Source organism: Pseudomonas sp. GW821-FHT02B10 (genome assembly GCF_059421865.1).
This window is the reverse complement of record NZ_JBWKVU010000017.1, coordinates 114,439-138,735: the sequence shown is the minus strand read 5'-3', so window position 1 is coordinate 138,735 and position 24,297 is coordinate 114,439. Positions and strand designations below refer to the sequence as shown.

Here is a 24,297-nt window from a genome sequence, read left to right as displayed (position 1 = left end):
GTCGTTCCTTTTCCGCTGAGTTCAAACGCGAGGCCGCAGGCCTCGTGCTCGATCAAGGCTATAGCCATATCGAAGCCAGCCGCTCGCTTGGGGTAGTCGAGTCCGCGTTGCGTCGCTGGGTTAATCAACTCCAGCAGGAGCGTAACGGCGTTACTCCGCAGAGTAAGGCGCTGACGCCTGAGCAGCAGAAAATCCAGGAATTGGAAGCTCGAGCAGACACGGCACCTTTCCCGCAAACCAATCCGCGTACCCGTGATCAGTACCTACGCTTGCTAAAGCAGTATCTGTCTTGATGTGTCACCCGTTACATCCCGCGCGCCCGTCAGAAGGTACGGAAGCGCGGCCCCGTCCTTTGGGGGATCTTCGCGCCTGATGGACGAACACTGAGCTAAAGGCGCAATTACAGGTGGAAATCACCCGCGGCCTCCGGCTGGTAAAGCACTTTCCTGATCTCAATCCGGCGGGTCCGATCAGAAATTCGCCAGTCGATGGCGTCCCCCTCCTGATAGCCCAGGATGGCAGCGCCGATGTCGGAACACACGGAATGCTTCCCGGCGCTGCTGTCCGCGTCGTCAGGGTAGACCAAGGCCACTTCGATCTCTTCGTCGTCCAACTGCAGCAAGGCCCTGGAGTTCATCGTGACGACATTGCGCGCCACCTGCTGCGGCTTGACGACAATGGCTCGCTCAAGCTCATGTTCGAGTTCAACAACGGCCGGGCCTTGATCGAGCGCGATCAGACTCTCGAGCCTGGCCTTGTCGATTTCAGTGATGTAGATCCCCGTGGAGTCGCCAACGGCACCTTCGCGCAAGAACTGGAGATAGCGCCCCGCCGTCATGGAAAATGACTTCAATGCTGGCGTTTCGCTCTCAAGCAGAAAGCCGCTGCGCAGAAAAGCTTTCAGCGAGCGAGCGTTGTCCGGGTGGATCTTCGCGATGAGCTTCTCGGCCCGCATGTCGAGGAAGGCCAGTTTCATGCCTTCGCGGATCGTGCGGGCGCCAAGGTTTCGCCCCCATTTGTCGCTGTCTCCGATGACCAGGACTATTTCGCAATTCGAGCCGGTCTTGATGAGACGGACAAAGCCCACCGGGGAGTCATGCCGGTCATAGGCCATGAAGAATCGGCCACCCCGGTTGAATAGATGGGTCAGGATCGGTAATTGAGTCCGATCAATGACTTGCTCGATGGAGCGGGAAACGTCACGTGAATCGCTCAGATAGCAAGTGACGCGCTCATCCTCCAACCAATCCTTCAACGTCAGCGCATGTGCCCGAGTAATTTCAGGGCACAGCGAAATGAAAGGCTTGTTCATCTTCACCACACTTATTTGTAAAGGATGAAAGCCCTTCATGGCTATGGCCATGACGGTTCTTTCGGCAACCGGCTACTTTAAGACATAACGCGAGAAATGCCGAACAACCTGCGCACTTTTCCTTAATAAACGGTTCTATGGCATTAGCATGATCCGGCATGTGGACACGGCGTAAAAAGCGCTTGCAAAGCCAGTCGCAGCGTCAGGAGCTACCACACCCTTCCCTGCTTCAAGAATCAAAAAATCGGCGGACGAGTGACAACGGCAATGCCGCCAAAAATTATGAACATCAATGACATCGCCCACTTGTTAAATCAGGTGCTATGTCATTGATGTTCATAAGCCGCCCTCAACACCACCGAAGCCCCCCTCGCTGATTTCAATGCCCAACCCGCCGCCCCTTTGACCACTGTCATTGTCGAGTCCGATGCATCCCGTCGATACTCAGCCCCGTCATTCAGCGACGCGCCAGCGCCTACACTCGACGGCAACCGGCCAGGACAACCATCCTGGATCATTGCCGCCGATCATCATGGATACTTGAGAAGGACACTCAAATGGTACGTGCCGTCACTGTTCTCACCGAGAATTTCTCCGACTGGGAACCCGCACTCATCAACTCCACGGGGCGAGCCTACTATGGCTTCGACACTCGTTTCGCGGCCCCCAGTGGCCAGCAAGTGACCTCATCCGGAGGAATGACCGTCATCCCGAACCTGGCCATCGAAGCCATCGATCTGGACGATGTCGACTTGCTGATCGTGACGGGAGGCCCTGTCTGGAAAACAGACAAGGCACCGGCAATCGAGGCGCTGGTTCGTGCGGCCCACGCCAGGAAAATCGTCGTTGCAGGAATCTGTGACGGCACTCGCGTCCTGGCCCAGGCCGGAGTGCTGGATCATGTGCAGCATACGTCCAACTCTGCTGAGAACCTGAAGCAGGTGCATTACCGCGGAGCGGATTATTACCAGGATGTGCCCTATGCCGTTGCCGACCAGGGTGTGGTCACCGCTCCTGGTAGCGCGCCTGTCAGCTTCATGGCGCAAATTCTCAGTACCTTGGGTTTGAACGACAAGAAGCTCGATGCCTATCTGGCCATGCATGCGGCTGAACACATTCACTGCTGAGCCCCCGCTTTCCTCTATTTATCCCCTCCCCTGACGCTGCGGCCTATTACTTGGCCGTGGCGCACCTCCGGCTTTGCTGATGGCAGGTCCGCATGTTTTCCACGGCTGAACCGCAGCCTGGGGCAGTCCGATAATTTTTTAAAAAATCGGAAAAAACTTACTTGCGCTTACGACATTACCTACTAAGGTTTTCCCCTATGGCGAGCAGGGTAATCCCCTGGACAAATCAGGGATTGCCTGACGCCGTATCAAAGGATGCTTTATTTAGATCGCCCAAAAGGCGACATTTTTCCTACCCAAGCTAAGGAATGGCTTAATGTTTTTGTTTGCCGATATTGTTGTCCGGAACCTGCCAGCCCCCCTTGAAACCCCCGCTTTCAGTACCTCGGCCCATGAGCGAAATGCTGCGAGCAATGATTCCTACCCCCTCGGAACCCTGCCCGACATTCCGTCAGGCTCCCTCCTTAGCGTGCGCCTTAGAAACTGATCGGCCCGCTCGAAGCAAGTAAAAAGCCGACGCATTTTTACGACATGACCGACTAAGGCCGTCGTACAAAAAACGCTGCGCGCTCTATGGCTTTCCGGCTGGACGGGAGAGCTGCGGGTGCCCGGAAATGCGTTCTCCAATGGATCGAAATCGCCGCCGGATGATGCCTGCGCGCCGAGGATCGGACATGTCAAAAACAACAGCTCAAGGGCCGGCCACGGAATCGATCGAACGGCTGGGCATGATGCAGGTACTTGCCGACGCCAGGCTCAGCGTCGAGGCCAGGGCCATGGTCGCCCAGGGCTTCTACACCGGGGTCGCCCAGGAAGTTTCCACGGTCATACCGTTCAAGGACGGGGCCGACCCGGATCTCGGACTCTTGCGCCAGCTGGTGATCGCTGGATGGGGCGAGGAGCTGGGCCAATATCTTGAAGTGCTCGATGTTCGCGGCAGCAGCGCTGCCGAGGCCTTGCGCAAGGCCCAGCTGGCGGTCAAATCCGGCACTGCGCTCTTTGCCGCTGGCAGCCTGGCCACTGGCACTGGATGGCACTGTCTCCTCTCGATCCATCACGGGTTGGCCGACGAACATAGCCTCGAGGTTCTGGCGCGGCGGCTGCAAGCAGCGCAATCCGCTGATGTCGGTTCAGCCCTGGCGCACATGCGTCGAGGGCGCGGGTGCTATGACGATTATGTCCAGGCGCAAGCCCTGCACGGGCACGATGAGGACGGGCTGCGCACAGTTGTTGCGCAACCGATGACGCCTGTGCGCCTGCGGCAAACCGGGCGCCTGGCCTTCAATGCCCAAGGGCCGCGAGTGAGTCTGCAACGCAGCCTGGACATCGCCACGATCAATGTCGGCAAGCCGCCCTTGGCGACGCTCCTGGCCTGCCTGCGGCGGGCCGATGTCATCGCCGAGGGCGACACCCTGTGTTCCTCCCATGACTGGCGCCCGGCTCACCAGCTGGATGCCATCGGCATGATGACGGGCCTTGTCCCGCTCTCCTTCGCAGTCCCTGGAGAACAACTGCTGCCCGGGCAAACCAGCCTTGAGGCGCGTGCTCGTCGCTGTCCCGCGGCGCGCCAGGCGCTGGCCTGCTGCCGGGCGTCCGAGCTGTTCATCAACGGCGCGGGCAGGCGCGGCATCCCGGCCTCGCAGGTGATGAGCGCGACGTTTCCGGTGGGAATCGAAATACGCCGCACAGGCGCTTCGCAACTGCTCCTGGAGATCGAGGGGCCGTTTTGCGACGCCAGTGCCGCCACCCACCTGCTCAATGAACTCGCTGATGTACTTATGGATAGGAGTGAATGGAATGACTGAAAACATCCAGTTCGATGAACGCGTCCTCGCCGACGAAGTGGCTCGCGTCTCTGCCACGTTTGCCGAGGTGCTCAAGCTGCCGCATGTCGGCCCTGCAGACAATTTCTTCAACCTCGGCGGCGACTCCTTCGACGCTATTCGGGTGATGTCGCGCTTGTCCTGCAACCTGCCCATCGTGACGCTTTTCGAGCACTCGACGGCCGTTGACCTGGCCCGGCGCATCCTCTGCGAAGCCACTCGACAAGCCGTGCGCCTGGTCTGTTTTGGCGATGCGCAAGCCGCCGCAGGTTCGACCGCGGTGGTTGCAGTGCCTTTCGGTGGCGGAGACGCCACGGCCTACCGCGGCCTGTTTCAAGGCACGCAGGATGTGCAGGTTTTCGGCGTGGATTTCGGTGACTTCAAGGTCGAGGACGCTTTGGACTTCCATGCCCTGCTCGACACCCTTGCCACCGAGATCGAAGAGATCGGCGCCGCCCGCCTGGTGATCTACGGCCACTGCGCCGGCGCGGCCACCGCGGCGTGCATTGCCTCGAGCATGGCCGACAGGCACGAGAGCCTGTCACTGGTGGTTGCAGCCTCGCGCCCGGTGCTGGATGCCGATGCCGCGATTCGCGCCGCCGAAACCACGGCGGACCAGACCTGGACCGACTACCTGCGTTCCCTGGGCGCCTTCACCGGACTGCTCGACAGCCAGGTCGAGAGCATGCTGGCCCGCGGCCGCAGAGACCATCTGATCGCCTGCGAGGCCTATCGCTACCTGGCGCAGCACCCGGCGCACGGCGTACCGGCATTGCTCCTGCTCGGCGATGAAGATCCGGCTACCGCTGAGCCCGAAACGGTACTGGAGCAATGGCGCACGTTCATCGACGTCACCCAGGCCGCAACCCTGGCAGGTGGCGGGCATTACTTCGTGCGTACCCATGTGCGCGAGGTCGAGGAAACCGTGCTGGCGTTCGCAGCACACAACACCAAAGGAAGGGATAGCAAGTCATGACAGTCAATCATCAACCACTTCTCACCCAGGCCGATCTGCTCAAGCGCGGCTTGGTCGATCTTCAGGCACACGACGCCGAACTGGCGCAGATCCTGGATGCTGAGGTCGCTCGCCAGCAACGCACCCTCTCGCTGGTCGCCTCTTGTTGCGCGGTCAAGCCCCGCACCCTGGCGGCTTCGTCCTCCGCGCTGGTCAATGTCACCGCCGAAGGCGTTCCCGGACGCCGCTATCACGCCGGCTGCGAAAACGTGGACCTGGTCGAGTCCCTGGCGATCCACCGTGCCCGGGAGCTGTTCGGTGCGCAATATGCCGGTGTCCAGTCGCACTCGGCCTCCAGCGCCAACTACCAGGTGCTCGCCGCCCTGCTCGAACCTGGCGACACGCTACTGGGCATGGCCCTGGATAACGGTGGCCACCTGACCCATGGCAGCCCCGTGACGTTCTCCGGCACCTACTACAAGGCCATCGGTTATGGCACCACCAAGGAAGGCCTGATCGACTACGACGAAGTCCTCAGGCTGGCCCTCAAGCATCGACCGCGACTGATCATCTGCGGCGCCACGGCCTACTCCAGGGTCGTGGACTTCGAGCGCTTCCGGCAGATCGCCGATGAAGCCGGCGCCATCCTGATGGCCGACATCTCGCATATCGCCGGCCTGGTGGCGACCGGGCGCCATCCGAGCCCGATCGACGCCGCGCACGTCACCACCACCTGCACCCACAAACAGCTCGCAGGCCCCCGTGGCGGCCTGATTCTCTCGGGCCGTGACGCCAATGAAAAAGTCCCCGGCCGCGATGCGACCTTCGCCCGGGTGCTCGAACTGGCGGTGTTCCCGAGGATGCAAGGCGCGCCGGCCGTCAACATGATGGCCGCCAAGGCCGCGGCGCTGGGTTATGCCATGACCCCCGAATTCGATGCCGAGATGCAACGCATCCGCACCGCGGCCGATGTGATGGCCAGCGAATTCCAGGCCCGGGACTATGAGGTGGTGGGCGGTCGCAGCGAAAACCACACCATTCTGATTCGCTTGCGCGCAGCGATGACCGGCGCTATCGCCGAGACCGCGCTGGAGCACTGCGGAATCATCGTCAACAAGAACCGGGTGCCCGGCGAAACACGTTCGTCCTTCGTCACCAGTGGCCTGCGCATCGGTACCGGCGCCCTCGCCCAGCGCCATGTCGACCCGCAGGGATGCCGGCAGATCGTCGACCTGCTCTGCCGGATCCTGGACCAGGTGACTCCGCTCGGCGAGAGCGAGTTCACCCTGGACCCGGCGCTGCGCAAGCAATTCTGCGCGGAGGCCGAGGCGCTGTGCGTGAAGTATCCGATCGCTGACTACCTGGCAGGCTGAAGCAGTCTCCGGCACCGCTGGAGGCACGGCACGACGGTCCGGCGATCGTCGTGCCCGGCCAATACGCAAACGCTAAGAAGAGAGAAGCACCATGACGGACAAGATCAAATATGTCGCCATCAACGGCTCGGAACGCCTGGATGGCAACAATGCCAGGGCGTTGGAGTGGGCGGCCGAGTACCTGGAAAAGCAGGATGTGATTCTCGAGGTCTTTTCACTGGCCAGCGCCAAGATCGACCCTTGCGGGGCCTGCGGCGATTGCAATTTTCGCGACGAGCCCTGCGCGCAGAAGGATGACGCCGCGCGCGCCGTGCAACTCATGGAAGCCAGCGATGGGGTGATCTTCGCCTGCGCTGTCCATGGCTTTGGCGCCACGCCCTTGATGTCGGCATTCCTGGAGCGGGTCGGGACCGGGTTCCTGCGCCACGATCGCACCCTCACCAACAAGGTTGCCGGGGTCATGGTCACCGGCCGGCGCATGGGCCACGTGGAGGTCTACAACCAGATGCTCCAGTGCGCCTTGCTCAACCGCATGATCATGGTCGGCTACGGCTTCCCGGCCATGCTCGTGGGCGACAAGAAAGGCGAGGTACTGGGCGACAAGGAAGGTATGGAGATGCTGCGCCGAATGCTCGATCGCATGGTTTCCATGACCCGCCTGATGCGCGACTACGAACGAGTCACCGGGCAGGCGGCACTGCCGGTCTCGGTACCCGGGGAGCGCCATCGCGAGGGCAAGGACGGCACGTTCTTCGTCCCGGCCAAGTCCGACATGTACCAGCTCGAGGCCGCTCGCGGCTGCAACTTCGATGTCGTCGGCGACTGAACTGCGCAGCCCAACAGCTATCGAGAACCTTATGAGCATTAGAACTGCCTGCAATGGCCTCACCGACACCCACCTGCGGGAATGGATAGTGTCGGAACACTTCGAGCGCCTGGCGGATGCCACGGTGGCACAGATTGCACAGGCCTATGTCGGGGTCTATTCGGCCCGGCCTACCAGTTGGCTGGCGGTCATGGCGCGCAATCGCAACCTCGATCGCCAGACCGTACTGGCCATGGAAAACGCCAGCGACCTGCTGCGGATCCCGGGCATGCGGCGCTCCAAGTTCCTGCTTCCCGGCGAGCTGGCAGCCAAGGTCTTCGCCGCCACCCGCCTGCCGCTGGCCAACCACGAATGGCGCTTACGGGACGTAGGGCTTGGCCTGGACGATTACCGGCGACTGCTGCCGACGCTGCTCGCCTTCAGCAGTGGCGTCTCGGTGCGCCTGCAGGACATCGGCAGCGCCCTCGACCTGCCGGCGCCCCAGGCGCGTGCATTGACCTCGGTTGCCGCCTATGACGGCGCCTTGGTCCGTATACCGGCGGCCAACCAATGGTCCAACCGCTGGCTGTACTCCGCTGCACCCGAAGGGCTGCTACCCGGTGACGGCGTGCCACTGGACCGCGACCTGCTACTGCGCGATATCGCCGGGCGCTACGTCGAACACTACGGACCGGTCACGGTCGACGACCTGGCCTGGTGGCTCGGGGTTTCCAAGGAAACCGCGCGCACGCTGCTTCAAGCCTGCGCAGCCCGACAGGTCGGAAACCAGATGTGGCACAGCCCGGCCGGGCTGGCGCGCCTTGAGCGGTTCCTCGACCGCACCAAGGCCCCCGCAACGGCGCAGATCCGTTTCCTGCCGGCCTGGGATCCCCTGGTCATGGGCTATGCGCCCGGTTCGAGACAGCGCGACTGCCTTGAGCTGGAACGGGTCGGCGGCTACGACGCGGCCGGTAACGGGCGGCCGGTGGTGCTCATCGGCGGCCGGGCTGTCGCCACCTGGAATACGGCGGCCAAGGGCAGCAAACGCTTCATCGCAGTCGATGCCTCGACACTCGCCGACCAGGAGCGTGAAGCCGTGCTTCAGGCTGCCTCGGTACTGGCGGAGCAGATCGGGGCCATTCACCAGATCGAGAACAAAACCACAGCGTGACAACAGGGAAGGCATGAACAAGATGAGGGACGACATGACATCAGTACCCGCCGAGCCACAATCGCTGCCAGGCACCGAGCGCAGCCTGTGGGACGCGTTCGCGTGCCCGGCGGCCGGACAATCGGCCGACAGCGCACGGGAGCAGGAAGAGATTGCCCTGCCCCCTGGCCTGACGGCCAGCATCAACGACCTGATTACGGTCGCCGCGGTCCTGGGCTCCCTGCTCAGCCCGGAAGGCCGGGTGACCCTGGGCATCCATGAGGGCGGCAAGCGGTCGCAGCTCGGCGTCGATTGCACGGCGTTGAACCTTGCGCAAGACGCCCGGGGCTATATCGCGCAGTTGCGCGACAGTGCCGAAGCGCCCCATGACGACACGCCATTGCGTGCCGATATCGAGATCAGCGATGGCAACAACCTGCCAGCGGCGCAATCGCCGGTCTGGCTACTGCTGCAGGACGGCCGCTGCCAACTGTCGGTACGCAGCGATCGCATGACCCGGGCCGTACGCCTGGAATTGCTAGAACTGGTGGCCTTCGCTTGCGCCCGGGTACTGGATCCCAAGGCCCTGCCGGCGTCCACGATCCAGCCCGCCTGCCCTGCCCCGGCCGAAACCGGCCAGCGCCCGTTCCTGGTGGAGCGTATCTACCGGCATGTACAGAGCAAGCCATCGGCCGTGGCGATCGTGGATGACAACAGCGACCGCACCCTGACCTACGCCGAACTCTGGGATGCCTCCGAGGCCTTGGTCCAGCACATACGCGAACGCGTCACTTCCCGGCGCTCGAGCCCGCGCCTGGCGCTGTTCCTGGAGCGCGGCTGGCAACACCTGGCCTCGATCATCGCCGTGCAACGCATGGGCGGTACCTGCGTGCTGATCGACCCGGCGCATCCCGATGAACGCATCCGGGCCTTTATCGAAGAGTGCAGCCCCCATGCGGTGTTGACCGCAGGCAGCACCACCGAGCGAGCGCGAGACTGGGCGAGCTGCCCGCTGCTGGATATCGACAAGGTGCAGATACGCCCTGCCCACGTCGACTGGGAACACGGCAAGTGGGTCGAAACCACCAACGAGGCGTGCTTTATCGCCGGCACTTCCGGCAGTACCGGACGGCCCAAGGCCGTATGCCTGTCCTATCGGGGAATGGCCGCAACCCTGGACGCCATTATCGATCAGGCCGGGCTGGGCGAGCATAGCCGCGGCTCATGGCTATCGTCGCCCGGCTACGGGATGGTCGAGGTCGACCCGCTGCCGGTCCTGTGCGCCGGCGGCACGGTGTGCATCCCTGCCCCGCAGGTGCTGCAGGACGTCAACCTGCTGGCCTGCTGGCTGCTCGAAGGCGACATGAACCATACGCTGGCCATGACGTCCATCGCCGAAGCGCTGTGGGCCACCGGGACCCGGACCGGCCTGCGCACCATGCTGATCGCCGGTGAGCGCTGCAAGCAATGGCCGCCGGCCGATCTCGGCTACCGGGTGATCAATGTCTATGGCTCCGCGGAGGCCGCGGTGGTGTCCATCGAGGACCTGTGCGCGCCGCGCCGCACCTTGCTGCCCTCGGTCGGACGGGCGATACCCGGCGCCCGGATGTACGTGGTCGACCGCCATGGCCAGCCGCTCGCGGCCCGTTGTGTCGGCGAGCTGATCATCACCGGCGAAACGCTGTCGGTGGGCTACGTGAACCCCGAGGACACCAAGAAGGCGTTTCGTGGCAACACCCTGGACGCCACGTCGCCATTGCAATACAGCACCGGCGATCGGGCGCGCATGGCCGCCGATGGCACCGTGGAAATCTTCGGGCGGACCGACTCGGTGGTAAAGATCCGCGGACATCGGGTCGACCTGACTGAACTGGAGATCACCGCGCTGCAGGTACCGGGCGTGGTGAAGGCGGCGGCCACCTGCTTGAGCAACGACCTGGGCGCGACCCTGGCATTGTTCCTGGAGCTGGCTCCGGACGCCGCAGAGGTGATGGCCAAGGTCCGCAAGCACTTGGCCTCGCGCCTGCACCCGGCCGCTCAGCCCGGCCAGATCGTGACCGGCACCCTGCCCCTGGGGCGCAACGGCAAGGTGGACTACAACGCGCTGCAGGTCGGCCCCATCGAGCGCGATGCGGACCAGACCGTCTTTGCCCCGGTGACCCGGGCAGACCACGCGGTACGTGATTGCTGGCTGGCCTGGACGCTGTGTGACGAGGCGACGCTGGAGTCGAGTTTCTTCGACGCCGGCGGCGATTCCCTGCGCGCCTTGCGCATGGTCGGCGAGCTGGCCTGCAAGCACGGCATCCATGTGCAAATGGGCGCGTTCCTCGAGGAGCCAGTACTGGCGAACCTGGTTCGCCTGGCCAATGCCTCGCGCAATACCCAGTTGCCGACGTTCGAGCACTTGCCGGCGCAGCAGCAACGGCTGCCGTTCGAACTCAACGAAAGCCAGCAGGCACTGTGGATCGGTCGTGGCTCGTTCTACGACTACGGCGGCGTCGGCTGCCAGGGTTATTTCGAATGGGAAGTGCAGGCCCTGGACCGCGAGCGCTTCACCCGTGCCGTGGGGCTGCTGGTCGAGCGCCATCCGATGCTGCGCATGACCATCGATGCCAGCGGACGCCAGAGCATCGGCGATGTCGACGGTACCCAGGCGGTGGAGTACGTCGATCTCAGCGCCCTGGATGCGGCGCAGATCGACCGGGAGATCGACCAGGTCCGCGAACGCATGGCCAACGAAGAAATCGGCACCACGCAATGGCCACTGTTCCAGTTCCGCATCAGCCGCATCAGCGCCGGCACCAGCCGTGTGCATCTGTGCATCGACATGCTGATCGCCGATGCCTGGTCGATCTTCCAGGTGATCATCCCCGACCTGATCGATCTCTACCTGGAAGATGACCCACAGCTGCCTGTGCTCCAGACCAGCTTCCATGACTACGTCGCCTATCGGCAAAAGGTGCTCAAGAGCGCCCAGTACCAGGCCGACCGCGAATACTGGCTGGACAAGATCAACCATCTGCCGGCGGCGCCGCGCTTGCCGCAGCTGGAGCCCGGGGAGTTCAGCGGCCCGTCGCGCTTCGAGCGATACGAGGGCAGCCTCGCCGTCGCGGCCTGGGAGCGACTCCAGGCCCAGGCCCAGGCGCGCAATATCTCGCCATCCGGGGCGGTCGCGCTGGCCTTGTGCGAAGTGCTGCGCTGCTGGAGCGAAGAAGACCGGTTTACCCTGAACTTCCCGGTCTCGGACCGGATGCCCGTCAGTGCCGATATCGACCAGGTCGTCGGCGACTTTACCAATACCCTGCTGGTGCCTTACGAAACAGCGGCCGCCGATACCCTCGAGGCTCGCGGCCAGAAGTTGCAAGGCGCCATCTGGCAGGCACTGGACCATCGGCTGTTCAACGGTGTCGAGGTGCTGCGCGAGCTGGCCCGGGCCCGTCGCAGTGGCGGTGCGCCGCTGATGCCGATCGTCCTCACCAGCCTGCTCGGGCACCCGGGCCGCCATGACGCGGCGCGTCTTGGGCAAGAGGTCTACGGCGTCTCGCAAACGCCGCAAGTCACCCTGGATGTGCAACTGCGCGAGTCCGAGGGCACCTTGTACTTCAAATGGGACTACCTGTCCGGGGTCATTCGCCCTGACGTGGTGGAAGCGATGTTCGGCGCATTCCGCACGCTGCTGCAGCAACTGGCCGACGACAGCGAGGTCTGGCAACGCACCTGGCTCGACCTGCGACCTGCCGCGCAGATCGAAGTACGCCAGGCGGTAAACGCGACCCAGGCGCCGGTACCGGAGGTTCACCTGCGTGACCTGCTGCTGGCACGGATCGCCGAACGCGCCGGGGAAACCGCAGTCCTCGATCCACGGGGCAGCTACAGCTGGGGCGAAATCGGCCGGGCCGCGGCACGGATCGGCCAGCTGATCCAGCAGGCCCGCAACCCCGGCGAACGCTTTGTCGGGATCGTGCTGCCCAAGGGCAGCAGCCACTATGCGGCGGTCTACGGCTGCCTGCTGGCCGGTGTCGGCTATGTGCCGGTGGATATCGACCTGCCGCCCGAGCGTATCCGCTCGGTGCTGTCCCAGGCCGGGGTGCGCACGGTTATCGCCGGTGCCGATACCCGGTTGCCGGAGCAGGCGCAGCGGCTCGTACTGACGGACGAGGACCTGCGTGCCTGGGCCGGGCAGCACACGGACCTGGTCCTGACACCCCTGCCCACGGACTACTCGCCCTACGTGATCTTCACCTCCGGCTCCACTGGCAACCCCAAGGGGGTCGAGATTCCACAGGCCGCGGTGGTCAACCACGTCTATGACGTCGTCGAGCGCTTCGGCCTGGATGCCTCCACTCGCCACCTGGCGACTGCCGCCCTGCACTTCGACATGTCGGTCTTCGATATCTTCGGCCCCCTGCTGCACGGTGGCTCGGTGGTGGTTCCTGCCCAGGCCGCGGGGCCGGACCCTGATTCCTGGCTGCGCCTGCAGCGGCGCCACGGCGTGACCTTCTGGGCCTGCGTGCCGGCCATCATGGACTTGCTGTGCAGTGTCGCGGAAAACGCGCGCAGCTTCTGCGCGGTGGAATCGCTGGCCAATATCGTCATGGCCGGCGACTGGATCCCTCTGCCACTGCTGCCGCGAGCCAGGGCGCTGTACCCGAAGGCACGGCTGTACTCCTGTGGAGGCCCCACCGAGACCACCAACTGGTCGGTGCTGCACGAAATCGACGAGCAAGAAGGCCAAATGGTGCGTTCGGTGATCTATGGCGCGCCGATGCGCAACTCGGCCTATCACATCGTGGCGGGCGACTGGACCGATTGCCCGGATTGGGTGCCCGGGGAAATGCTGGTGCAAAGCGATGTGTCCCTGGCCTGTGGCTACATCGGCCAGCCGGAACTGAGCGGCAAGGCCTTTGTCCTGCACCCGCGCAGCGGCCAGCGGATGTACCGCACCGGTGACCTCGGGCGCTACCTGCCCAACGGCGAAATCGAGATCCTGGGACGTCTCGACAACCAGATCAAGCTCAATGGCCTGCGCATCGAGCTGGGCGAGATCGAGAGCGTGGCCGAGTCCTGCCCCGGTGTCTCGCGGGCCTGTGCCGTAGCCCTGCCTGGTCCCGACGGGCATCCCAAGCAGATCGCCCTGGTCTATGTCGGCGAGCCCGGACTGGCTCCTGCAATCACCCAGGCCCTGACCCTGCGCCTGCCTGCCTACATGGTGCCGAAAACTGTCCAGCCGTTGCCCCAATTACCCCTGTCGAAGAACGGCAAGGTGGATGTACTGGCCCTGCGTGAAACCCTGAGGAATGACATGAAAGACTCCACCAGCAAGACTCCGCAAACCATCCTGCGCACCGTTATCCGGGTTATCGCCAGCCATCTTGAGGAGCCGGTGGTACTGCCCGAGGACAACTTCTTCGACCTGGGCGGCGACTCGCTGTCGGCGATGAAGATCAAGATCGAACTCGAGTCCCAGCTGTCCATCAGCGTACCCCTGGAGAACCTCATGCTCACCGAGACCATCAGTGAGTTCGCCAACAGCCTGGACGCGGGGAACCAGCCATGATCAAGGACAACCTGCACCGGCAATGGCTGGAGGATGTGGACGCCTACCTGGATGGACGCACCACGCCGCAGGAACTGGAGGCCAAGGGGCAATTGCGGGCCCGGGAAGTCTTGCAGTATGTCCAGGAACGCTCGACCTTCTATGCCAGGCACCTGCGTTCGCAACTGGGCGGCCCCAGCGCGTTGCCGGCGCTGGACGGCATACCGTTCACCACCAAGGAAGACCTGCGCGCCGTGGGCCGCTCGGTCTGCAGCCTGCCTTTCGAGCAGATCGCGGTGTACTACGAGACGACCGGGACCACGGGGGCGCCCACCCCCTGCCCTCGGGCGGCGATCGACGTGGACACCAGCGGTGCCTATGTACAGAAGGCCGTCGCCGACCTGTACCAGTCGACATTCGGCACCACCGATGCCCTTACCGCGATCATGGGGCCGTCGGAGCTGTATGCGTTCGGCGATACCTATGGCGAGGTCTGCCGCAACCTGGGCATTCCCTATGTGCGGCTGTGGCCGGAAAGCCCTCGGGTCGGCCTGGTCAAGGCCGCCCAGCTGATCAACGACCTTGGCGTGCGCTCGCTGATCTGCTCCCCCGCCGTGGCCCTGGCCCTGGCCCGGCTCTATGTCAGCCAGGGGATCGACCCGCGCGAGACCGCGGTGGGCCAGATCATGGTGCTGGGCGAACTGTGCACGCCGCAGATGCTGAGCAATATCGCCCGGGTCTGGAATGCCCATTGCACCCATGGCCTGTATGGCTCCCAGGAAGCCCATGCGGTGGCCACCGGCTGCGCCAACGGCAACCTGCACTTCTCCGAGACCAACTATCTGGCGGAGATTCTTCCGGTTCCCGGAATGGAAGGCGATATCGGCGAACTGTGCCTGACGATGCTGGTACCCGGGGCCAAGCCGCTGATCCGCTACCGCACCGGCGACCTGGCGCGACTGCACGCTGCCGAGGAATGCGGGTGCGGCAATCGTTCTCGTTGCCTGCGGGTCTTTGGCCGGGTGAGCGATGTGATGACCCTGGCCGGTCGCCAGGTACTGCCGGCACTGATCGAGTCGGCGGTGCTGGCTGCGGCCGAGTGGGTCTCTGGCTACGAGGTCAGGATCTGCACCGCCAGCGACGGCAGCGACCATGTCGAAGTGTCGATGGTGGCGGGTATCGGCGAGCGTTCGCTGGCCCAGGTACAGGAGCAGATGGCCGGCCATTTCGGCACCTCGGTCCAGCTGCAACTGGAGCAGAGCCTGGACCCGAGGACCGAGACCGGCGCCTACATTTCCTGGAAGCACGCCCGTATCCGCGATCAACGGGAGAGCGCCCTGTGAGCGCGTTACCAGCCACCGCCTGCTCGGACGACGGCGTGAACAGGGCGGCGCGCCAGCGTACCCGGCCGATCGAAAGCCTGCCGTTTCACCCCGAGAGCATCGGCACCGACTACGGGATCAAGATGATCCGTAACTCATTGGCCCTGGCCAACGTCAACCCCATGGGCTGATCGCTCTGGAAAAAAGCCTCGGGTGCCGGCCGGATGCCGGTCGACACCCATTAATCTAAGGATTGGATAAACATGACTCACACACCCGCGAATGCAACGCTCAATGAAAAACGATGGCAGGCACTGGCTGTCATCTCGATCATCCAGCTGATACTGCTGCTGGATGCCACCGTGGTGAACGTGGCCCTGCCACGGATCAAGCACGAGCTGGGACTCACGGACGGGTCCCTGACCTGGGTAGTCAATGCCTACCTCATCACCGCCGGATCGCTGTTGCTGCTGGGCGGGCGGATTGGCGACGCCTTTGGGGTGCGGCGCACCTTCCAGGTCGGCGTAGTGATTTTTGGCGCATTTTCCTTGCTGGCGACCTTCGCCGAAGATGCCACCGTGCTGATCGTCAGCCGTGCCGGGCAAGGGGTCGGCGAAGCCCTGGCTTCGGCCACCGGGCTGGCCATGGTGTCGTTGCTGTTTCCCGCAGGCCCCGAGCGCGGCAAGGCGTTTGGCATCTGGGCGGCACTGGGCGGCCTGGGCTCGATCATCGGCGTACTGCTGTCCGGCGTACTGACTCATTATCTGTCGTGGCGCTGGGTGTTCGGGATCAACGTGCCGATCGTCATGCTGCTGAGCGTGGCGACCATGGTCATGATTCCCAAGTTCACCCACCGCAGTTCCACCCCTCTGGACCTGGGCAACGCACTGATCCTGGTGGTGGCCGTCGCCGCGACCGTCATGGCCGTGATGGGCTCCGGCATCGAGCACCTGCCCGGACAGCGCGTGGCGCTCCTGGTGCTGGGCTTGCTGGGTATCGCCCTGGTACTGCGTCGTTGCAAGCGCTCGGAAAACGGCATTATTCCCGCACGCCTGATGGCGCGCTCTCCCCGCCTGGCCGGCTACGCCATCGTGGCCATCCTGGCGGCGACCTCCGGCGCCTTGTTCTACCTGGGCGTACTGCTGCTGCAAGACTACCTCGGCCTGAGCCCGATGCAGACTGGCCTGGCCTGGCTGCCCTTCTGCCTGGGTTTCTTCCCCGGCATCTTCCTTTCGCAGTTCGTCATGCAGCGCTGGAGCCCGCAGGCGGCAGCAGTCGTCGGCCTGGCAACCTCGGCGCTGGGTTTCGCCTTGTTTGCCTTCGGCGTACCCCTGCATAGCTACTGGCTGGGAATGCTCCCGGCCATGCTGGTCACCTCCATCGGCTTCGGTTGTGTCGCACCGGTCGCTCAGTCGTTGGCCACCAGTGACCTGAGCGAGGCGGATGCCGGTGCCGGCTCGGGTATCACCACCACCATCCAGCAGCTGTTCCAGGTGTTCGGGGTCACCCTGCTGGCTGCCGTGGGCCTGGCGGTCTCCGACAGCACCGCAGTGCCGACCATCACGGCCAATGGTTTCGTCAGCGCTTTCGCACTGTCGGCGCTGGCGATGATCGGGGGTGCCTTGTTGATCTGGGCCGGACGCAATGCCCTGGCTCTCGAGCCGGCCCCATCGAGCCCCCAGCCGTAGGTTATCGTCATGCATCAGAACTACCTGATCCCTCCCTTCAAGGGACCCCTGGCGACGCTTTCCAGCGTCGCGGGGCTGCGGGAAAAATGGACCGGGGCGATGCTTGACCAGACGGGGCGCGCCTATTCTGGCGCGCTGCGTCTGGACTTCAGCGAGCAGTGTTGCCACGCGCAAGTATTCGACGCCGTGGCCCAGACCCTGGCCCGGCATCCGATCCTGGCGGCCCGATTCGAGATCGAAGGAGAACAACTGGTCGGCCGGGCCCCCAGCGAACAGGCATTGCGCCAGGCGTTGCGCGAGCAACTGGGCAAGGTGCAGGCCGCCGTCACCGACCAGGACTTCCTGGCCTATCGGGCCAGGCAAGCCGCCGAACCCGGGCTGCGCATCGCCTCGGCGGTAGACGAGGCTGGCCTGCACATCTGGATCGGCTTCTGGATCTATACCTGCGATGGCGCCTCGATTGACCTGCTGCTGGAGGATATCGCCCAGCATTACTCGGGCCTGTCCCCGGTGTCCTGCAGCGCCTGGAACGACTATTGCCGGCTGCAGCACCTGCCGCCGCCGGCAAGCGCGGCGCAACGGCTTGAGATCTACCCGGGGACGGGGCCCTACGGGCTCGACGCACTGCGCGCCAAAGGCGCTGGCGGCATGGGGCGCATGCAGAGCCTGAAGTTCACCTCCAGCGTGCCGCGCAGCAGGGTTCTGGACTATGCCAGGGCCCAGCGCGTGACGCCGTTCGTACTGCTGTTGGCCATCTACCAACGGGCAATCAGTGCCGTCAGCGGTGTCGCCACCGTGGTGACCGGCGTCCCCTTCGCCAATCGCCCGGGCGCCGCGGCCCAGAAGCTGGTGGGGCCGTTGTCCAATACCATCCCGGTCAGTACCCGGCATGAGCCCGGCGAGCCATTGGCCGCGGTGATCAAGTGCGTGCAGCGGGCGGTGATCGATGCCGCGGCTCGCCAGGACATGGAGCCGGCAGCCTTGTATCCCGAGGGCATGTCTACCCGCACCGCCGGCTTCGAACTGCCGTTTCCCCAGCTGTTCAACGCCTGGAACTCACGCAGCGCAGGCAGCCGCATCGCCCTGGGCGACAACCAGTGGATGAGCCTGCGGCTATTGCCCAACGATACCTGCCGTGTGGCTTTCGAAATCACCCTGGATGAGCACACCGAGCATATTTCGGGGCGGATCGACATGGACGCCGCAGCCTATGGCGACCATGCAGGACAGGTCATCGAACAGATGATCAGCGATCTGCAAGGCATTCCCGGCGACTGATCCGCAAAGCGTGTAGACCACCGCCAAGAGCGCAGTTCGCACAGTCCTGCGCTCTTGGCGGATGGCCTGGCTGCAACGAGCCGGGCATCGCTCCTGCCGATAATGCGTGGGGGTGTTCAATCCTCACTGACCGGCTTGAGTTTCAACGAGACAACATGAAGGTTTCGTACTCCAGGTCATCCAGCGCCGTCGATAACCGCGCCAGCCCCAGCAGCACGCAAAGCAGCAGCGAGAAGGTGAAGCCGTAGCCGAAGAAACTCGGCCCCAGGTACAGGCTCAGCAGGGTCAAGGCGCCGTTGAGTGCCACGAACAAGAGGCACAGTTCCAGCACGATCATCCGTTTGTCGAGGTAGAAAAACACGTTAAGGATCGCCATGAACACCACCTGGATGCTCACCCCGATCAGGTCGATGTAGAACAGCGGCAGGTAGTAGCTGGACATCCCCAGCCACTCCAGTATGCGCGGGCCAAAGAGAAACAGCAGAACCACCGTCAGCCCCTGGACCTTGCAGATTTCCAGCAGGCCCTGGCGGATCGAGAAGGTCATCTCGGCTTTCAACGAACCGATATGCTGCAGGGTCTCGCCGTCGCGCACCGCCCGGAACAGGCGCTCGTACCATTCGGCGAAGTCGGTTTCGATCCTGACCAGGAACACCGCCATGCCAGGAATGATCGCCAGGTAGGCGAGGAAGATCGGCAAGTCATAAAGAATCGAGGCGCGCATCGGCCCGATCACCTGGCTCGAGGTCTGCGGGTTGAACCAGAAGATGAACTTGTCGATCCAGATTCCCAGGTTGTAGCAAAGCCCGGTCAACAGCAGGCTGACAAACACCTGGCGCCGGTCCAGAAAGTCGAAGGCCACCAGTTTCTCGGCCCGGTATTCGCGCAGGATGTCGTAGAGAAACAGGAACAATAGGCTGCTGTGCCCCAGCAGCAACGCCAGCAGCAGCCCTTCCATGCCCAGGTGCCTGAGGAAGAATGCGCTGCCGACCATCAGTCCATAGCCCACCAGCATCACCAGCAGGATGCGGTTATAAGCCTTCATCCCCGAGAGGAATATGATCACCAGCCACAGGTTGCAGAGCACCACGAAGTTGGCCAGGGTCAGCAGGCGGTAGATCAGCCCCTGGTCGAACAAGGTGATCAACAGGAGGATGCCCAGCACCCCGGCCCCCAGGGTCACCAGCAGCAGCATGCCCACCAGGTTCGGCAGGATTTGCTCGTACTTGCGCTCGAACAGGCGGTCGGAGACAAAACGGGTGAAGAAGAGTTGCAAGCCGCCGGTGAGGATCAGCGACGTGGCCATCAGGTAGGTCACGGTGATCAGGAACTGGCGGATCACCACCTCCGGAACCACCAGCCCAAGGCTGATGACCCCCACCAGCATCACGCTGAGAATCGACAGGACCCAGGGCCCGGAGCTGATCAGGCCGGCATAGACATAGGCATGCAGCGTCGCCGTGTAGGAGTCGCGCGAGAGAATCTTGCGCAGTTCGAAACCGATACCGGCCATTTACACGGCCTCCTTTTGCAGGGTGCCCATGGCGCTGTGATAAAGCCTGCGATAGCGCTCGATCATCAAGGTTTCGCTGTAGTAGCGGTGAACCCGCGACAAGCCGGCGGCCTGGGCGGACTTCCAGCGCTCGGGGCTGCGCAGCAGGTCGATGATTGCCTGGGACGTGGCCTGGGGATCGGCGATCGCCACCACCTCCCCGGCCAGCCCGAGATCACGGTCGGACGCTTCGCCGCCCTCGATCAGCTCGCGGCAGGAGCCCACGTCGCTGCTCACCACTGGAGTGCCGGCGGCCCAGGCTTCGAGAATCACCAGGGGCTGGGCCTCGCTGATGGAAGTCAGCACCATCAGGCCCAGTTGCGGCAGGATGTCCTGGATCTTCTGGAACCCGAGGAACAGCACCTTTTGCTCCAGCCCGAGGCTGGCCACCAGGCTGCGACACTCGGCGACGTACTCGGGATCTTCCTCTTGCGGCCCGACGATCCAGCCTTCGACCTGCGGCATCACACTGACCACTCCCCGCATGGCCCGCAAGAAGGTCTTCACGTCCTTGATCGGCACCACCCGGCCGATCAGTCCGACCACGGGGGCGATGCCTTCGGCCCGTGACTCAAGGGCCTGGGTCCAGAGCTGCAGGTCGATGCCATTGGGAATCACTTGGGTGCGTTCGGCCGGTGCGCCGTCCTTGATCTGTCGCTGGCGGTTGCCGTCGTACAAGGCAATGATCTGGTCGGCGCTGTCGTAGACCAGATGACCGATGCGCTCGAAGAAGCGCACCCAGAGCATACGGATGTAACCGGAGCCGGTGTCCATGCTGTCGTTGAGTGCCTGGTTGCTGGTTTCGGCGATCCAGCTGGCCTGGGCCAGGTCGATCTTGCGCTCCTTGGTGTAGATCCCGTGCTCGCTGAGCAGCAACTGGCACCCCCACAGTTGCTTGAGGATGCAGCCCGCCAGCCCGGCATAACCGGTTGAAATCGAGTGCAGGACCCGCGCCCGCGGCATGCGCCGGGCGGCATCTGCGAGCATCAGCAACGGCGACTGCATGGTGCGCAGGGTCCAGAAATAATTGACGAAGGAAGGATCGGCGCAGTGCTGCTCGTACCCTTCGGTCAGCGCCTCCCAGCTGGGGCGACTGTAGAGCACGTCATCCAGGGTGATCCGCGCCTGGGCCAGGGAATCGAGCACGCCAATGCCCAGCTCGGCGGCCGGTTTTTCCGGGTTGTGCAGGTAACGGTAAAGGTTGCTCAATTCTTCCAGGGACGCGGTGTGGGCGACTCGCCTGTGCTTCGGATTGCGCCAGGCTTGCTCCAGATACACCTCTTCGATGTGCACGACGTTGGCTGGAATCTCATAGCGGCGCTGACCGTAGGCTTCGCGCTGGCCACCGATGAACAACACCGAAAAGGTCAGTTGCGGCAGCCCGAGGATCATCTGGTGAATCCAGCTGGACACACCGCCGCGCACATAAGGCCAGGTGCCCTCGAGCAACAGGCAGACATCGGCGATGGGCGTTGGGTTGACGGTCTTCTTCATGTCCAGGTCCTTATCAGCCCGGCAAAGGGCGGACGTTGTTGCATCTGCGGCGGCAAGCGGCTCAACAGCGCGGGAATCTCGGCATAGTTCCCGCTTTCAAAGGCGATTTCGGCACGGAACGGCAAGACCTTGGCCGGGTCCATGCCCGCTTCCTGGGCCTGGTGCATATGCAGCCGCGCCTTGTCGATATCGCCACGCTCAAGGGCGATACGCCCGGCCAGCAACAGCAACTCGCCGCCCTCTCCCGCCTCCAGCGCCAGCCTGGCATGCTCGCCGGCTTGCTCCAGCACGTGCAGCTGGACGCTGCCCTGGGCCAGGCCCAGGTAGGCCAGTTCCCAGTACCAGCGCGCCAGGGTGGCATGCAGGGCGCCGGCCTTCCTGGGCGCGGCACCGGGCAACTGCTCGAGGGAAGACTGGATGCGCTGATTGATATCGGTTTCCTGTTTGTCGAGCATCGAATACGCCAGGAGACGGACATCGTCACTCGGATCGCCCAGGGCCAGCTTCAGAATCGGCACCGCTTCCTTGCCCGGCATCCTGCGGGTGGCGAGCAACGCCGCCAGGCGCTGGTCGGGGTCCGGCGCGTGGCGCAACACATCCTGCAAGCCACTGTCACCGAAGGTCGGCGAATGCAAGTGAGACTGCGCGCGAAACGGCAGGCCGGGAATGCCGACGGCCTGCCACATCTGCGTATCGCGCTTGCGGGGCAGATACAGCGCCGGAAAGATCGCCGCAATCACCCCCACCGAGCCCAGCAACGGTACAAAGAACGCCAGGCTGAAAATGAACAGCGGACTCCACGGCAACGGCGTGCGATAGCGCGCCGGCAGCAGCCGCCAGACCGCCGCCGTCAGCAGGGCGCAGGCGATCCCGTGGGTCATTGCATACAGCAGCGCGATCTGCGGGTCGGGCAACTGCGCCGTCAGGCTGGCCCAGCTCCCCGCCTCGAAAAACAACGCTGCGCTAAACAGCCACTTGCTGATCATTCAGGCCACACTCGTTGTACAGGAAGTTACGCAGCCCATCCCGTTGCCGGGCCGACTCCAGGTCGTAAGGCAGCACGGTGACCCCCAGGCTGGCCAGTTCCACGCTCATGCCGAAATGCTCGTGAATCAGCTTGCCCAGGCGCGCCAGATAGCCTTGGGCGCCTTCGGCACTGGTCAGTGGCAACAGCACCAGCAACAGAGCGTGCCCGCGGTTGTTGGCAAGGCCCAGGTGCAGGTCCAGTCCGCGCTGGCTGCGTTCGAAAAGCCGCGTCAGTTCATCGTTGGCCTGGGTCGATTCAAATGCATAGAGGCAACCGGACAGGCCGTGCTGCTCGACATCCACCAGCGAACGCTTGAGCTGGCGTGTGAAGTGTTGGGCATCGTCGCTTTCCAGTTGCAGCACCTGCAAGTCAGAGCGCAGCAGGTCGGCGATATGCCCGGCCAGCAGCGCCAGCAGGCTGAGGGTGCGCTCCTGGAAGGCGAAGAACGGCATCTGCCGTACCGCGAGGATCGCCAGCACCTGTCCCTGGGTGTCCACCAAGGGAATACAGGCCTGCAGGGACGACACCGAAGCCTGCCCGCCGCTATCGAGCAGCTCTTCACGCACACTCACCAGTTCCTCGCGCTCCAGGCACAGGCGCACCAGCAGGTCGTTGGGGTCCAGCGGCCCCATGGTCCCGGTGGCGGCCAGCAGGGTCAGGTTCGGCGACGCATGGCCGGCCTGCTCCACACGGTACAGCGCGGCTACCCGCAACGAGCCGTACTGGCCAAGCAGGCTCAGCACGGGCTCGGCCAGCAGGCTCAGCGGGTCATCGCCATTGGGCAGCACGCGCAGGCGATCGCGCAGGCCCAGCAACGAACTGCGCAGGCTCTGGTCGCTGCCGGCCAGGCGCTGCTCCAGGCGATCGTGGGACACCCGCAGAATCTGGTGCGCCCGGGTGAAATCGTCGAGCCGGTACTGGCGATACTCGTTGGCCATCTGCAAGCGCAGCAATCGCCGTTCCCACAGGTCTCGCACCTCGCCCACGAGCATGCCGCAGACCAGCACGCCGACAATGTAGGAGGGAGCGATCTGCGCGTAACCGGGCAGCCCCGACTGGCGCAGGATGAAGAACGCCGCCACCAGCAGGCTGGCGCTGATCAGGCCGCGGACAAACCCGTAGCGCACACCCAGCAACAGCGGCGCCAGCACCGACCAGGGAAACTCGCCCTGCACCTGCAGCGGGTCTTGTGGCGCAAGCCACAGACCCACGCCGATGACCAGGGCCGTCACCAGGAAAGTTTCCAGCCATGACGCCGGACCGCTGGCGCGGGGCGCCAGCGCGTAGTCCATGTGTGGAGATCTCATGACAGTCACTCGATCCTGAGGCCACCGACAAGCTTGTCGAGCACCTTCTGCGCCGCGCCGGCCAGGCTTTCGCGGGACCAGCCGGCACGGGCGCCGCTATTGCTCCAGAGCACCTTGCCGGTGCCCGCCTCGACCACCCGCAGGCTGATGCCCACCGCCGGCTCGCCATCCAGGCCGTTCTTGTACTGCCACTCTTCAATGCTGCCGGACACCACATAGTCGAGATTCTGCTCGCGAGCCCAATCCATGGCTCCGGCCAAGCGCTCGTTATCGTCGAGCAGGGCTTGTTCGCCCTGCCCCGCCGCGCCGTTGTAGACCTGGGGTTGCAGGCCCCGGCTGCTCAGTACGCTAAGCAGAATCTGCTCACTGCGCTCGCCGGCCTGGGGCGTCTGGGAATAGTTGACCAGCGGCAACACGCCCCAGCGGGCGGATTTCGACAGCTCGGGGCTGTCCTGACCGGTAAAACTGCTGCAGCCGGCCATCAGCAAGGCGACCATCGCCAGACTCACGCAACGAATGGATTGCATAAGGTTCACTCCTCTTTGAAT

17 protein-coding genes and 1 pseudogene are annotated in these 24,297 nt (G+C 63.9%); 12 read left to right on the top strand and 6 right to left on the bottom strand.

Going from position 1 to position 24,297, the window contains the following annotated elements:
* Positions 1-212, top strand: a pseudogene (locus AC07VU_RS28020) (transposase); the annotation flags it as partial.
* 188 nt (positions 213-400) lie between these two features.
* On the opposite strand, the gene AC07VU_RS28015 reads toward AC07VU_RS28020, so the two are convergent.
* Positions 401-1,363 carry a bifunctional GNAT family N-acetyltransferase/nucleoside diphosphate kinase regulator gene (locus AC07VU_RS28015; protein WP_150051215.1) on the bottom strand — a complete coding sequence of 321 codons (963 nt, stop codon included), beginning with the start codon at positions 1,361-1,363 and terminating at the stop codon, positions 401-403.
* Between the two features lie 506 nt (positions 1,364-1,869).
* Between AC07VU_RS28015 and AC07VU_RS28010 the strand changes: the two genes are divergently transcribed.
* From AC07VU_RS28010 to AC07VU_RS27960, 11 genes are all read left to right on the top strand, one after another.
* The gene (locus AC07VU_RS28010) at positions 1,870-2,439 is read left to right on the top strand and encodes a type 1 glutamine amidotransferase family protein (RefSeq protein ID WP_495030875.1); all 570 of its coding nucleotides are present in this window, start codon (positions 1,870-1,872) and stop codon (positions 2,437-2,439) included.
* A gap of 674 nt (positions 2,440-3,113) precedes the next feature.
* The gene (locus AC07VU_RS28005) at positions 3,114-4,244 is read left to right on the top strand and encodes a hypothetical protein (protein WP_495030874.1); all 1,131 of its coding nucleotides are present in this window, start codon (positions 3,114-3,116) and stop codon (positions 4,242-4,244) included.
* A complete protein-coding gene (locus tag AC07VU_RS28000; protein ID WP_495030873.1) occupies positions 4,237-5,238 on the top strand; it encodes an alpha/beta fold hydrolase in 1,002 nt (333 codons plus the stop codon). Before AC07VU_RS28005 ends, AC07VU_RS28000 begins: the two co-directional genes overlap by 8 nt.
* Positions 5,235-6,590 (top strand): serine hydroxymethyltransferase, encoded by a 1,356-nt coding sequence (gene glyA / locus AC07VU_RS27995; protein WP_495030872.1) that lies wholly within the window; start codon positions 5,235-5,237, stop codon positions 6,588-6,590. Before AC07VU_RS28000 ends, glyA begins: the two co-directional genes overlap by 4 nt.
* A 91-nt stretch (positions 6,591-6,681) precedes the next feature.
* Positions 6,682-7,416 (top strand): flavodoxin family protein, encoded by a 735-nt coding sequence (locus AC07VU_RS27990; RefSeq protein ID WP_102679713.1) that lies wholly within the window; start codon positions 6,682-6,684, stop codon positions 7,414-7,416.
* 31 nt (positions 7,417-7,447) lie between these two features.
* The gene (locus tag AC07VU_RS27985) at positions 7,448-8,566 is read left to right on the top strand and encodes a DNA glycosylase AlkZ-like family protein (protein ID WP_495030871.1); all 1,119 of its coding nucleotides are present in this window, start codon (positions 7,448-7,450) and stop codon (positions 8,564-8,566) included.
* A gap of 34 nt (positions 8,567-8,600) precedes the next feature.
* Positions 8,601-14,102 carry an amino acid adenylation domain-containing protein gene (locus tag AC07VU_RS27980; protein ID WP_495030870.1) on the top strand — a complete coding sequence of 1,834 codons (5,502 nt, stop codon included), beginning with the start codon at positions 8,601-8,603 and terminating at the stop codon, positions 14,100-14,102.
* Positions 14,099-15,424, top strand: a complete 1,326-nt coding sequence (locus AC07VU_RS27975; protein WP_087090952.1) for a phenylacetate--CoA ligase family protein — start codon at positions 14,099-14,101, stop codon at positions 15,422-15,424. Before AC07VU_RS27980 ends, AC07VU_RS27975 begins: the two co-directional genes overlap by 4 nt.
* Entirely contained in the window at positions 15,421-15,594 is a 174-nt protein-coding gene (locus AC07VU_RS27970; RefSeq protein ID WP_495030869.1) for a glutamine amidotransferase-related protein, read from the top strand. The genes AC07VU_RS27975 and AC07VU_RS27970 overlap by 4 nt, the downstream gene beginning before the upstream one ends.
* Before the next feature lie 72 nt (positions 15,595-15,666).
* Positions 15,667-17,091 carry an MFS transporter gene (locus AC07VU_RS27965; RefSeq protein WP_087090951.1) on the top strand — a complete coding sequence of 475 codons (1,425 nt, stop codon included), beginning with the start codon at positions 15,667-15,669 and terminating at the stop codon, positions 17,089-17,091.
* Positions 17,092-17,100: 9 nt separating this feature from the next.
* On the top strand, positions 17,101-18,369 hold the full coding sequence (locus tag AC07VU_RS27960; protein WP_495030868.1) for a condensation domain-containing protein: 1,269 nt from the start codon (positions 17,101-17,103) through the stop codon (positions 18,367-18,369).
* A gap of 142 nt (positions 18,370-18,511) precedes the next feature.
* Here the strand turns inward: AC07VU_RS27960 and pelG are convergent, their stop codons facing one another.
* The 5 genes from pelG to AC07VU_RS27935 are packed head-to-tail and all read right to left on the bottom strand — an operon-like array spanning position 18,512 to position 24,276.
* On the bottom strand, positions 18,512-19,882 hold the full coding sequence (pelG, locus tag AC07VU_RS27955) for an exopolysaccharide Pel transporter PelG (RefSeq protein ID WP_007925551.1): 1,371 nt from the start codon (positions 19,880-19,882) through the stop codon (positions 18,512-18,514).
* Positions 19,883-21,415, bottom strand: a complete 1,533-nt coding sequence (pelF, locus tag AC07VU_RS27950) for a GT4 family glycosyltransferase PelF (protein WP_053261251.1) — start codon at positions 21,413-21,415, stop codon at positions 19,883-19,885.
* The gene (locus tag AC07VU_RS27945) at positions 21,412-22,401 is read right to left on the bottom strand and encodes a HEAT repeat domain-containing protein (RefSeq protein WP_495030867.1); all 990 of its coding nucleotides are present in this window, start codon (positions 22,399-22,401) and stop codon (positions 21,412-21,414) included. Before AC07VU_RS27945 ends, pelF begins: the two co-directional genes overlap by 4 nt.
* Positions 22,379-23,749 (bottom strand): PelD GGDEF domain-containing protein, encoded by a 1,371-nt coding sequence (locus AC07VU_RS27940; RefSeq protein WP_274303081.1) that lies wholly within the window; start codon positions 23,747-23,749, stop codon positions 22,379-22,381. Before AC07VU_RS27940 ends, AC07VU_RS27945 begins: the two co-directional genes overlap by 23 nt.
* 5 nt (positions 23,750-23,754) lie before the next feature.
* Complete coding sequence (locus tag AC07VU_RS27935; protein WP_007925542.1) at positions 23,755-24,276, bottom strand: hypothetical protein; 522 nt, start codon at positions 24,274-24,276, stop codon at positions 23,755-23,757.
* Positions 24,277-24,297: the final 21 nt, after the last annotated feature.